The organism is Actinomyces sp. oral taxon 448 str. F0400, assembly GCF_000220835.1.
GTDB lineage: Bacteria > Actinomycetota > Actinomycetes > Actinomycetales > Actinomycetaceae > Actinomyces.
On the sequence record NZ_GL985606.1, the window covers coordinates 1,501,614 to 1,513,913 of the forward strand.

The following is a 12,300-nucleotide window of genomic DNA, read 5'->3' on the forward strand; positions in this document are numbered from 1 at the left end:
CTCGCCGCGGTTCCCGGGTCGGCAGCGCGCGCGCCGGCCGGGAACTCGTGCCCCGACCCGCGACGGGGGAGCGGGGCGAGGGCGGACTCGCCGTCTTCGGCAGGCGCTCCTCCGAACCGGTGCGTACTGATCGGCGCGATCAGGTGGTCTCCACCGGACTGACCGATCGGCTTGCCGAGCGGCGTCGTGCCAACCGATCCCTGCTCCTGCGTCGTGCGACGGGCCTGCTGTCCGTCGGTATCGGTGTGGCGCTGCTGGTGTGGGTCGTCGCGTTCTCGCCCCTGCTCGCCCTGCGCACCCGCGACGTCGCCGTGGTCGGCTCCGATTCCGACCCGGACGCCGCCGCCGTGCGGGACGTTGCGGCCGAGCATGAGGGCACCTCTCTGGTGCGTCTGGACGTGGCCGCGCTGGGTGATGAGGTGGCGGACGACCTGCCCCGGGTGAAATCGGCCGCCGTCACCCGCTCGTGGCCCCACGGGCTGACCGTCGCGCTGACCATGCGGGTGCCGGTGGCGCAGCACCGCACCGATACCGGCTACGAAGTGCTCGACGGCGAGGCCGTAGTCCTGGAGACCGCCGACGGGCCTGAGCCGGGACTGGCCGAGATTACCTCTGATGACGGAGCGGCGCTGACGCAGGAGCAGGTCGGCGCCGTCGCCGAGGCCGTGGGGAGCCTGGATGAGACGACCCGCGCGCAGGTGGCCTCGGGCAGCGCGACGGCGACCGGCCAGGTCTCGCTCGTGCTGACCTCGGGGTCGCGCGTCGTCTGGGGCGACCGGACCGATCCCGCGCTCAAGGCGGAGGTTCTCGCTGTGCTGCTGGGGCAGACGGCCTCGACCTACGACGTCTCCAGCCCGCGTAGCCCGACGACGTCATGAGGATCATGGGGGTCCGCAGGACGTCGCGAACGGGTCGTGAGGCGATGGCGAGCAGGCGCGTCGGACCCGGCGAAGGGCGTCGTTCGGGGTACTGTGCCTGCGCAGGAACACGCCGGGCCCAAATGCGACGGCGGTGCCCGGGCCCCCCATAGCGTTGTCCTCGTCATCCTCGGAATGACATAAGCATAAACCTTAACTTGAGGTTGAGGGTTGAGGTGAGTCCCACGGGGCTCGGCACGAACTCGCGGAGGCAGACAGTGGCGGAATCCCAGCACTACCAGGCAGTCATCAAGGTGGTGGGCGTCGGTGGCGGCGGCGTCAACGCCGTCAACCGCATGATCGAGGCCGGACTGCGCGGTGTCGAGTTCATCGCCGTCAACACCGATGCCCAGGCCCTGCTCATGTCCGATGCCGACACCAAGCTCGACATCGGTCGGGATCTGACCCGTGGGCTGGGCGCGGGGGCCGATCCCTCCATCGGCCGCAAGGCCGCTGAAGACCATGAGGACGACATCCGCGAGGCTCTCGAGGGCGCCGATATGGTCTTCGTGACCGCCGGCGAGGGGGGCGGTACCGGGACCGGCGCCGCACCCGTCGTCGCCAGGGTCGCCCGCGACCTGGGGGCTCTGACCATCGGCGTGGTCACTCGCCCCTTCATCTTCGAGGGTCGTCGCCGCGCGGCCCAGGCCGAGGACGGTGTCACCAATCTGCGTGCCGAGGTCGACACCCTCATCGTCATCCCCAATGATCGCCTCCTCCAGATCGCCGACCGGAATATCAGTGTCGTCGACGCCTTCCGCCAGGCCGATCAAGTCCTCCTCCAGGGCGTCCAGGGCATCACCGAGCTCATCACCACCCCGGGACTGATCAACGTCGACTTCAATGACGTCAAGTCCGTCATGCAGGACGCGGGCAGCGCTCTGATGGGCATCGGCTCGGCCACGGGGGAGGGGCGCGCCCTGTCCGCCACCGAGCAGGCCATCGCCTCCCCGCTGCTGGAGTCCTCCATCGAGGGCGCCCATGGCGTTCTGCTCTTCTTCCAGGGCGGGTCCGACCTCGGTCTGTTCGAGATCTCCGAGGCCGCCAATCTCGTGCGCGAGGCGGTCCACCCCGAGGCCAACATCATCTTCGGCAACGTCGTCGACGGTGCCCTGGGCGATGAGGTGCGCGTGACCGTCATCGCCGCCGGTTTCGATGAGGAGCCCGTTCCCGGCGGCGGTCGTGCCGAGACGGTTTCGAACCTGGCCAAGGCCGCGGCCTCGGTTACTCCGCCGACGCCAGCCACCGCCGCCTCGCCCAGCCCTGCTCCCGTCTTCGTCTCACGGGCGGGCGGGGCTCATGCCGCCGAGAAGCCCGTGGTGCGGCCCGTGGTGCGCCCCGCGGTTCCGGCCGCCCCCATGCCGGCGCCCGCCCCGCTGCCCCCGACGACCGATGATGTGCCCGCCTACGTCGACGACTCCGTGCCGGAGGCTGGCCCCGACTTCGAGGTCCCGCGCGTCATCGGCGTGGACGCTGAGGACGACGAGATCGACCTGCCCGACTTCCTGCGCTGATCGCTGGAGAACAGGGGAGCCGGTCGTGGTCTCCATCGACCTCCTGGAGGTTCCTGTGGGCCCCCGCGTCCGCGGCTGCTTCACCACCCGCGGTGCGCGGGCCGCGAGCGTTACGCGGTCCGACCCCTACGCCGGGCTCAACCTCGCCGCTCATGTCGGTGACGACCCCGAGCGGGTGGCGCGCAACCGCCGTCTTCTGACCGTGGCGCTGGGGCTGCCCGATCACGGCGTCGCCTGGATGAACCAGGTTCATTCCGCCGTTGTGGCGCCAGCGCGGCGTGGCGAGACGCCCACAGCCGACGCCCTTGTGCTCCGCCGTGATGATCCGCGTGCTCCGTGCGCCGCAGGGGTCCTGGTCGCCGATTGCGTTCCGCTCCTGCTTGCCACCGGCGATGGCGCCCTCATGGCCGCTGTCCACGCCGGCAGACGCGGCATGCTCGACGGCGTCGTGCTCCGGACGCTGGACGCGTTCGCTGCCCGCGGAGCGCGGGCCGCCGATGTGTGGGCCGCGATCGGTCCGTCGGTGTGCGGCGCCTGCTACGAGGTGCCCGAGGAGATGCGCGCCGCTGCCGCGGACGTGGAGCCCGAGAGCGCCGTGACGACGCGGCGGGGCACGCCCGGACTCGACGTCGCCGCCGGGGTGCGCGCTCAGCTGAGACGGGCGGGCGTCGTTCATATCGCCCGCTCACCGTGGTGCACGCTGGAGGACCGTCGCTTCTACTCCTATCGGCGCGATGGCACCACCGGGCGTATCGCGGGTCTCGTCCTGGCCGGGCCCGCCCGCAGCGTCATCGAAGCGTGACCCGCCCGGCTTTGGAGCGCCGGGACACGCCGCGACGAATCAGCGGCCCCTCTCCGAAACGCCGATACCGTCAGCATGTCCGGATCGCTCAGGGACCGGACGGAGAAGGAGCAACCATGAGCGCGCTGCGCAAGATGACGAACTTTCTCGGGTACTCCGAGCCCGCGGAGGACGCCTACGAGGGCGACTACCACCAGGCGGAGGCGGGCTACGAGGAGGAGGAGTACGCGCCCGTCGAGGAGGCCTACGAGGAGCCTTATGACCACGGCTTCGTCGAAGAGACAGACGCCTCCGAGCCGGCGGCGGCCCCCGATCTGCGACGCATCGTCACCGTCCACCCCTCCACGTACAACGAGGCACGGATCATTGGCGAGTCCTTCCGCGACGGCGTGCCGGTGATCGTCAACTTGACCAACATGAGCGAATCCGACGCCCGCCGCATGGTCGACTTCTCGGCGGGCCTGGTCTTCGGTCTTCACGGCGCCATCGAGCGGGTCACCCCGCGCGTCTTCCTGCTGACGCCGGTCTCGGTCGACATCGATGGCGGCGCTGTCGCCGCCGACGCCCACGGCCGCTTCTTCAACCAGAGCTGAGAGGTCCTCGCCGGTGATCGCCGCCTCCGCCTCGATCGTCTCGAGCCTGCTCAGCCTCTACATCCTGGTCCTGCTCGTGCGCATCGTGATCGACTGGGTGCAGGTGTTCGCCCGCAGCTGGCGCCCGACCGGTGTCCTGCTGGTGCTGGCGAATCTGGTCTACGGGATGACGGACCCGCCGCTGCGATGGTTGCGCCGGGTGGTGCCGGTGCTACGGCTAGGAGGCGTGGGCCTGGACCTGAGTTTCCTCGTCCTGGTCTTCGGCATCATGCTCCTTCAGGGCGTGCTGGCGCTCCTGCACTGATCTGCCGTCGCCTCGGCGCAGACGCCGGAGCGCCCTCTTCGGACCAGCCGTGACACGCTCCTCGTCCGGCTTTTCCGACAGCGGATCATAGGGTTGCGAACCGCATGATTCGGGCGCTTTGCCTGGACTTTCGATATCACACCGTGACATGAGCCAGTACAACCAAACTGGCCTCAACCACGAGTTCAGGTACTCTAGCCGCATGAGTGACCGGTTGATCCGGTGACCGTGGCATCTTCCGTAACGACACCGAGGTGACGACCATGACGCTGCTGACGGCAGACGACGTCCTCAACAAGAAGTTCCAGGCGACCAAGTTCCGCGAGGGCTACGAGCAGGACGAGGTCGACGAGTTCCTCGACGAGGTCGTTGAGGCCATGCGACAGCTGGAGGCCGAAAACGCCGATCTCAAGGCCAAGCTCGACGCGGCCAACAAGCGCGTCGCCGAGCTCGGCGACGGTGCGTCGCGCTCCGTGACGGAGACGAGCATCGTCGAGCCGGCCGTTCGCGAGGCACCGGTGCCGGCGGCTCCGGTCGCCGCCGCGCCCATGTTCCCGGGCGCCAACGGCGAGGAGCCCGCAGCCGCGTCCGGCATGCTCGAGCTGGCTCAGCGCCTGCATGACGAGCACGTCGCCAACGGCCGTGCCGAGGGCGAGCGCATCATCGGCGAGGCCCGCGCCACCGGTGAGCAGATCGTCCGTGAGGCCGAGGACCAGCGCAACCGCACCCTGGCGCAGCTGGAGAAGGAGCGCTCCGGCCTCGAGCACAAGATCGACGAGCTGCGCCGGTTCGAGTCCGACTACCGCACCCGTCTCAAGAGTTACCTGCAGGGGCTCCTGACCAACGTCGAGGACGGCGAGGAGTCGGATGTCGTGAGCCTGTGAGTCGGCCGAACCAACCGTGTCGGATGCGCTGCGCCACGCATCCGCCGACGCGTCCGTCAGTGATCAGGGGTTGTGGTCCCAGTAGCCCGGGAAGGGCCGCCGTCCCCACTCGTATTATCCGTGCAGCTCGCCGAGTAACGGACCTATGAGCAAGACCTCCGGTCGGTACGTCGCCGTCCTGTGGTCGCTCGCACTCATCGTTGTCGTCGTCGATCAGCTGACGAAGGCCTGGGCGATGGGCGCTCTGGCCGACTCCCGCCGCATCAGTCTGCTCGGGCACTGGCTGGGCTTCGTGCTCGTCCGCAACCCGGGAGCGGCCTTTTCCTTCGCCACGGGATGGACCTGGGTGTTCACCGCAGTGGCCGTAGTCGTCACCGTCGTCGTGCTCCGGGTCTCCCGACGGCTGGGATCCATGTGGTGGGCCACCACCCTCGGCCTCGTCCTGGGAGGGTCGGTCGGCAACCTCATCGACAGGCTCATGCGCAATCCGGGAGTCTTCCGCGGGTATGTCGTCGATTTCATCGACTACGGGGGCTTCTTCGTCGGTAACATCGCTGATGTCGCCATCGTCGGCGCGGCTCTGGCGATCATGGCCCTGTCCCTGGTCGGCGTCGAGCTCGACGGTCGGCGGACGGGCGACCGCCATGAGGATGGGCGCCCCGATACGGCTTCGTCGGGGCGCGAGTCCGGCGCCGGCGGTGGGGGCGATGCCGCCGGCACCGCCCCTGGACCGGTCGAGCCCGCGGAATCGTTGAGGCAACCCGTGGAGCGGATGCCGGTTCTCAGGGCGGTCCACGAGTCTGAGGGCGACCCCCCGGCCGTCGATGACCCGGTGCGAGGCGAGGGCCATCGGGACGCGGGGGTCGCGCGGCCATGAGCCTGCGGATGCTGCCGGTGCCCGACGGGCTGGCCGGCGAGAGGATCGACGTGGCCCTCTCCAGGATGACGGGACTGTCGCGTTCCAGGGTCGGCGAGTTGTGCGCGCTCGGATCGGTGCGTCTGGATGGCGCCCGGGTCGGCAAGTCCGAGAGGGTGGGGGCGGGCGCCATGGTCGAAGCGGATCTGCCCGCGCCCCGGGCCCCCGAACCCGCGGCGACCCCGGTCGAGGGCCTGGGCCTGCTCTACGAGGACGAGGACATCGTCGTCGTCGACAAGCCCGCGGGAGTGGCCGCCCACCCCTCGATGGGGTGGGACGGCCCCGACGTGCTGGGGGCCCTCAAGGCGATGCGGGTGCGGGTGGCGACCTCCGGGGCCGCCGAGCGCCAGGGCATCGTCTCCCGTCTGGATGTGGGCACCTCCGGCGTCATGATCGTGGCCAAGGGGGAACAGGCCTACTCGGTTCTTAAACGCGCCTTCCGCGAGCACGACGTCGACAAGGTCTACCATGCGCTCGTTCAGGGGCACCTCGACCCCTCCTCGGGAACCATCGACGCGCCCATCGGGCGTCATCCGGGCCGCCAGTGGCGGATGGCGATCGTCGACGGCGGTCGCGAGTCGGTCACCCACTACGACGTCGTCGAACTGATGCCCGCGGCCTGCCTGGCGCAGGTGCGCCCCCAGACCGGGCGGACCCACCAGATCCGGGTGCACATGGCGGCGGTCGGTCACCCCTGCGTGGGCGACGCCGCCTACGGCGCGGATCCCCGCCTGAGCGGGCGTACGGGGCTGGCGCGTCAGTGGCTGCACGCCCGCGAGCTCGCTCTGGCCCACCCGATCACCGGGGAGAGGATGACCTTCCGATCTCCCTACCCCGACGACCTCGTGCACGCCCTGGACGTCCTGCGCCGCGTCCCCTGGGCGTGAGACGGTGGGGGCAGGAGAACCGACGCCGGTGCCCGCCCGGACCGCTTCCGAGGAGGCCACGAATCAGCATGAGTCCGAATGAATCGATAAGACGGCCGTCCGTCCCCCGCCCGGGCTTCTCCGCCCTGACCGTCGTGCCGGTAGATACGGTCGTCGAGCCGGTCGCCTTCTCGACCGTTCGCGGGGACAGGGCCGACCGCGCCGCGGCGGACACGATGCCCGCGTCGTCCGGGCTCGCCGTGGTCCTGTCCGCCCAGGAGCGGGCCAAGGGGTTCTACGAGCGCTGCGGCTATCGCACGGTGCCGGGCGAGCGCTGCCTGGATGTCGGCATCTGGCATCGGCGCATGTCGCGCGTCCTCGTGGCGCCCGCCGCCGAGGGAGACCCGCGATGAAGATCGTTATCGTCGGCGCTGGGGGGATCGGCGGTTGGCTCGGAGCCCGGCTGGCGGCCGGCGGACAGCGAGTCGCCTTCCTGGTCCACGGGGCCACTCTGGAGGCGCTGCGTGCCGGCGGCCTGACCCTGCTCGAGCGCACCGGCGGGCCCCCGGGGAAAGTCGCCTCCCGCATCGAGGCGCCCGTGGTCGATGCGGATCCGGCCCGGCTCCTGGACGTGTTGGGCGGGACGCCCGACATCGTCCTGGTGGCGACCAAGGTCGACGCCGTCGCCGCTCTGGCCGACCCGCTGCGGGCTCTCACCGGCGCGAGCACCGGCGTCGTCTCCACCCAGAACGGGCTGACGGCCCCTGGGCTTCTGGCCGATGCCGTGGGGGCCGAGCACGTGCTTCCCGGGGTTGCACGAGTCTACGCCTCCGTGGTGCGCCGCGGCACGATCGCCGTCCTGGGGACCTCCGGTTCCCTGGCGGTGGGCGAGTGGGGCGGCACCGGCTCGGTCCGGGTGCGCGCACTCGTCGACGCCCTGAACGCCGCCGGCATCCGCGGGTGGGTCCCCGACTCGATCTGGGCCGAACTGTGGCGCAAAGCCGCCTTCGTCGTTCCTCAGGGAGGACTCGGCGCGCTCACCGACGCTCCCGTGGGCCGGCTGCGCACTCAGCTGCGCGATGCCTACACGGCGGCGGTGGAGGAGGTGGTCTCGGTTGGGCAGGCCTTGGGGCACCGGCTCGCGACCCCGAAGGCGCCCGATCCTGTCGCCGCCGTGCTGGCCATGGCCGACGCCCAGCCGCCCGACGCGACCGCCTCCATGCAGCGCGACCTGGCGGCGGGGGCGCCCAGCGAGCTGGATGCACAGGTGGGCGCCGTCGTGCGAGCCGGGGACGGGGCGGACGTGCCGACCCCGGTGCTCGACCTCGTCGCCGCCGTCCTGGGCCCGCGCGAGGCCGCCGCCAGGGCGCGGGCGGGAACGGCGACGACCCGCCCGTGAGGTCGCGTCCGCACCCCTGACCGGCCCTAGGATGGGGCCCATGGCGCAGACGAGCAACGAGGACACTCCGAACACGCCCGCGGACGACTTCGTCCATCTTCACGTCCACACCGATTACTCCATGCTCGACGGGGCGGGGAAGATCAAGGACTACGTCGCCGAGGCCAAGCGCCTGGGCCAGCCGGCCCTGGCCATCACCGACCACGGTTACATGTTCGGCGCCTACGAGTTCTACGAGGCGGCCACCAGAGCCGGAATCAAGCCGGTCATCGGCGTGGAGGCCTATATGACCCCGGGTACCTCCCGCTTCGATCGGACCCGCGTCTTCTGGGGGGAGGAGTCGCAGCGGTCCGACGATGTCTCGGCGCGCGGGTCTTACACCCATATGACCCTCCTGTCGCGCACCAACGAAGGCCTGCACAACCTCATGCGGATGGACTCCTACGCCTCCCTGGAGGGGCAGATGGGCAAGGCCCCCCGCATCGACCGCGAGCTGCTGTCGCGCTACTCCGCCGGTCTTATCGGCTCCACCGGCTGCCCCTCGTCCGAGGTCCAGACCAGGCTGCGTCTGGGTCAGTGGGACCAGGCCCTGCGCGCCGCCGGCGAGCTCCAGGACATCTTCGGTAAGGACTTCTTCTACGTCGAGCTCATGGACCACGGCCTGGAGATCGAGCGGCGCGTCACCAAGGACCTGCTGCGCCTGGCCGAGAAGATCGGCGCTCCGCTGCTGGCCACCAACGACTCCCACTACGTGCGCCCCGGGGACCGCACCATTCAGGACGCGATGCTGTGCATCAACTCCGGTTCCGTGCTCACTGATCCCGACCGCTTCAAGTTCGACGGGGACACCTACTACTTGCGGCCCGGCCGCGAGATGCGCGAGCTCTTCCAGGAGATGCCGGGCGCCTGCGACAACACCCTGCTCGTGGCCGAGCAGTGCGATGTTCATTTCGCCACCGTCGATGAGGGCGCCTCCTTCATGCCGGCCTTCCCCGTGCCCGAGGGCGAGACCATGGAATCTTGGTTTATCGGCGAGTGCTGGAGGGGCATGGACCGCCGTTTCCACGGCGACATCCCCGCCGAGTGCCGCAAGCAGGCCGAGTACGAGATCGGCGTCATCGTTCAGATGGGCTTCCCCGGGTACTTCCTGGTCGTGGCCGACTACATCAACTGGGCCAAGAGCCATGGCATTCGCGTGGGCCCGGGACGTGGCTCCGGAGCGGGGAGCATGGTCGCCTACGCCATGGGCATCACCGAGCTCAACCCCCTCAAGCACGGTCTCATCTTCGAGCGCTTCCTCAACCCCGAGCGCATCTCCATGCCCGACATCGACGTCGACTTCGATGAGCGGCGGCGCGATGAGGTCATCGAGTACGTCAAAAGCAGGTACGGTTCGGACAAGATCAGCCAGGTCGTCACCTACGGCGTCATCAAGGCCAAGCAGTCCCTGAAGGATTCCAGCCGCGTCATGGGCTACCCCTACGCGGTGGGCGATCGCCTGACCAAGGCGATGCCGCCGACCATCATGGGCAAGGACATCTCCATCAAGGGGATGTTCGATCCGAACGACGAGCGCTACGGCGAGGCCCAGCAGTTCCGCGAGCTGCACGGCGAGGACCCCGACGCCCAGAAGATCGTCGAGCTCGCCAAGGGCTTAGAGGGCATGACGCGCCAGTGGGGCGTGCACGCCTGCGCCGTCATCATGTCCAGTGCGGCTCTGACCGACATCATCCCCATGATGCAGCGCCTTCAGGACGGCGCCTACATCACGCAGTTCGACTACCCCACCTGCGAGCACCTGGGCCTGCTCAAGATGGATTTCCTGGGCCTGCGCAATCTGACGGTCATCTCCGATGCCCTGGAGGGGATCGTCGCCAATGGCAAGGAACCGCTCGACATCGACCACATCGAGCTCAACGACCCCGCCACCTACGAGCTGCTCTCACGCGGTGAGACTCTCGGTGTCTTCCAGCTCGACGGCGGCGGCATGCGCACCCTGCTGCGTCTGATGAAGCCCGACAACTTCGAGGACATCTCCGCCGTCGGCGCCCTGTACCGGCCCGGCCCCATGGGTGCGGAGTCCCACACGAACTACGCTCTGCGCAAGAACGGGCTTCAGGAGATCGTTCCGATCCACCCCGAGCTCAAGGAGGCCCTCGAGCCGATCCTCGGCGACACCTACGGCCTCATCGTCTACCAGGAGCAGGTGATGAGGATCGCCACCGACCTGGCGGGTTTCTCGATGGGCAAGGCCGATGCCCTTCGCAAGGCCATGGGTAAGAAGAAGATGGACATCCTGGCCAAGATGTTCGTCGACTTCGAGGCCGGCATGGTGGAGGGGGGCTTCTCCAAGGAGTCGGTGAAGACCCTGTGGGACGTCGTCGTCCCCTTCGCCAAGTACGCGTTCAACAAGGCCCACTCGGCGGCCTACGGCGTCGTGTCCTACTGGACCGCCTACCTCAAGACGCACTACCCGACCGAGTACATGGCGGCGCTGCTGACCAGTCAGAAGGACAATAAGGACAAGCTGGCCATCTACCTCGGCGAGTGCCGCCATATGGGCATCACGGTTCTGCCCCCCGATGTCAACGCCTCGCGCGCCCAGTTCTCCGCCGACGGGGAGGATATCCGCTTCGGACTGGCCGCCGTCCGCAACGTCGGCCTCAATGTCGTCGACGCCATCGTGACAGCCCGCGAGAACAAGGGCGAGTTCACCAGTTTCGAGGACTTCCTCGACAAGGTCCCCGCCGTGGTGTGCAACAAGCGCACCATCGACTCCCTCATCAAGGCCGGCGCCTTCGACACCCTGGGCCGCACCCGGCGGGCTCTGCAGGCCTGCCACGAGGACCTCGTTGATGAGATCATCGGCGTCAAGCGCAATGAGGCCGCAGGTCAGTTCGACCTGTTCGCCTCCATGATGGGCGATGGCTCCGGTGCAGGGGGGGGCGACGACCCCTTCGGGTCCGGCCCGGTCTTCTCCTCCGAGGTTCCTGACCTGCCCGAGTGGGATAAGAAGGACAAACTCGCCTATGAGCGCGACATGCTCGGGTTGTACGTCTCCGATCACCCGCTGCTGGGTCTGGAGGGGATCCTGGGCAAACTCGCCGACACCCAGATCGCCGACCTGGTCGAGGACGACGAGCGTCCCGACGGCGCCACGGTGACGATCGCCGGACTCGTCACGGCTCTGACGCGCAAGACGACCAAGCAGGGCAATCTGTGGGCCATCGCCCAGATCGAGGACCTGGGCGGGAGTATCGAGGCGCTCTTCTTCCCCTCGACCTATCAGACCGTCTCGACGATGCTCTCGCCGGACACGGTGGTGACCGTACGCGGACGGCTCAACCGTCGCGACGGTCAGGTGGCCCTGTACGTTCAGGAGATGACCATCCCGGACGTCTCCAGCGCGACCCACGAGGCGGTCATCATCTCGCTGCCGACGAACCGCTGCACCGCTCCGCTGGTCGAGCGGTTCAAGGCGGTCCTCGAGAACCATCCAGGGATGTCGACGGTGCGCCTGACCCTGACCAGTCCGGGCAGGCAGGTGCGCACGCAGTTGGACTCCTCCCTGCGGGTAGAGGCCAGTGCGGCCTTCTACTCCGATATCAAGGCGCTGCTCGGCCCCGGCTGCCTGCGGCGCTGAAGGCGTTGGGAGGACGGTGCTGAGGCGCGGCCGCGGCGCCTGGGGCGGGCCCGGTCAGTCCCGTCCGACGTGTTCGACGGTGGCGCCCGCGGCACCGATCGGCAGATCCACCGTGACGACGTCGCCGTCGGCGAGCATACGCCCTCGGCGGGTGTCGACCCGGCCGTTGACTCTCACGTCGCCGCATTGGACCGCTACACGGGCCTGACCGCCGTCCTCGACGAGGCCGGCCAGCTTGAGGAACTGTCCGAGCTTGATTCGGCCGCGCACGGGCACGGGCGGCGCGGGCGGGGCGGACCTTCGGGACACCATGCCCCCATTCTCGCAGGTCGCCGGGCGGACACCGCCCGCCCCGCCCGCGGCACGCGCTGCGGGCGGGGCGGGTGAACACGCACGTGAACGCGCTGTCGAGCACGCCGTCAAGTGCACGGTCGAGCACACCTGGTCGCGCTGGCGCGCTGA

General features: G+C 69.2%; 12 protein-coding genes. 11 read left to right on the forward strand and 1 reads right to left on the reverse strand.

From position 1 onward, the window contains the following. The 11 genes from HMPREF9062_RS06410 to dnaE form a co-directional block, all read left to right on the forward strand. On the forward strand, window positions 1–878 hold an 878-nt coding region (locus tag HMPREF9062_RS06410), incomplete at its 5' end, for a cell division protein FtsQ/DivIB (RefSeq protein WP_009749265.1). 257 nt (window positions 879–1,135) lie between these two features. Further along, the gene (gene ftsZ, locus HMPREF9062_RS06415) at window positions 1,136–2,431 is read left to right on the forward strand and encodes a cell division protein FtsZ (protein ID WP_034253881.1); all 1,296 of its coding nucleotides are present in this window, start codon (window positions 1,136–1,138) and stop codon (window positions 2,429–2,431) included. Between the two features lie 25 nt (window positions 2,432–2,456). Further along, entirely contained in the window at window positions 2,457–3,233 is a 777-nt protein-coding gene (gene pgeF, locus HMPREF9062_RS06420; RefSeq protein ID WP_009749267.1) for a peptidoglycan editing factor PgeF, read from the forward strand. Window positions 3,234–3,349: 116 nt separating this feature from the next. Continuing rightward, window positions 3,350–3,826: a cell division protein SepF gene (locus HMPREF9062_RS06425; RefSeq protein ID WP_009749268.1), complete on the forward strand. Its 477-nt coding sequence runs from the start codon at window positions 3,350–3,352 to the stop codon at window positions 3,824–3,826. Window positions 3,827–3,839: 13 nt separating this feature from the next. After that, entirely contained in the window at window positions 3,840–4,130 is a 291-nt protein-coding gene (locus HMPREF9062_RS06430) for a YggT family protein (protein ID WP_009749269.1), read from the forward strand. Between the two features lie 263 nt (window positions 4,131–4,393). Further along, the gene (locus HMPREF9062_RS06435) at window positions 4,394–5,014 is read left to right on the forward strand and encodes a DivIVA domain-containing protein (protein WP_009749270.1); all 621 of its coding nucleotides are present in this window, start codon (window positions 4,394–4,396) and stop codon (window positions 5,012–5,014) included. Between the two features lie 145 nt (window positions 5,015–5,159). After that, window positions 5,160–5,891 (forward strand): signal peptidase II, encoded by a 732-nt coding sequence (lspA, locus tag HMPREF9062_RS06440; protein WP_009749271.1) that lies wholly within the window; start codon window positions 5,160–5,162, stop codon window positions 5,889–5,891. Next, complete coding sequence (locus tag HMPREF9062_RS06445; RefSeq protein ID WP_009749272.1) at window positions 5,888–6,817, forward strand: RluA family pseudouridine synthase; 930 nt, start codon at window positions 5,888–5,890, stop codon at window positions 6,815–6,817. Before lspA ends, HMPREF9062_RS06445 begins: the two co-directional genes overlap by 4 nt. 68 nt (window positions 6,818–6,885) lie before the next feature. Next, window positions 6,886–7,209 carry a GNAT family N-acetyltransferase gene (locus tag HMPREF9062_RS06450; protein ID WP_034253887.1) on the forward strand — a complete coding sequence of 108 codons (324 nt, stop codon included), beginning with the start codon at window positions 6,886–6,888 and terminating at the stop codon, window positions 7,207–7,209. Then, entirely contained in the window at window positions 7,206–8,195 is a 990-nt protein-coding gene (locus HMPREF9062_RS06455) for a ketopantoate reductase family protein (protein ID WP_009749274.1), read from the forward strand. Before HMPREF9062_RS06450 ends, HMPREF9062_RS06455 begins: the two co-directional genes overlap by 4 nt. Window positions 8,196–8,235: 40 nt before the next feature. Continuing rightward, entirely contained in the window at window positions 8,236–11,838 is a 3,603-nt protein-coding gene (gene dnaE / locus HMPREF9062_RS06460; protein WP_034253890.1) for a DNA polymerase III subunit alpha, read from the forward strand. A 54-nt stretch (window positions 11,839–11,892) separates the two neighbouring features. Here dnaE and HMPREF9062_RS06465 read toward each other — a convergent pair whose 3' ends face one another. Then, window positions 11,893–12,150, reverse strand: a complete 258-nt coding sequence (locus tag HMPREF9062_RS06465; RefSeq protein ID WP_009749276.1) for an RNA-binding S4 domain-containing protein — start codon at window positions 12,148–12,150, stop codon at window positions 11,893–11,895. Window positions 12,151–12,300 lie beyond the last annotated feature (150 nt).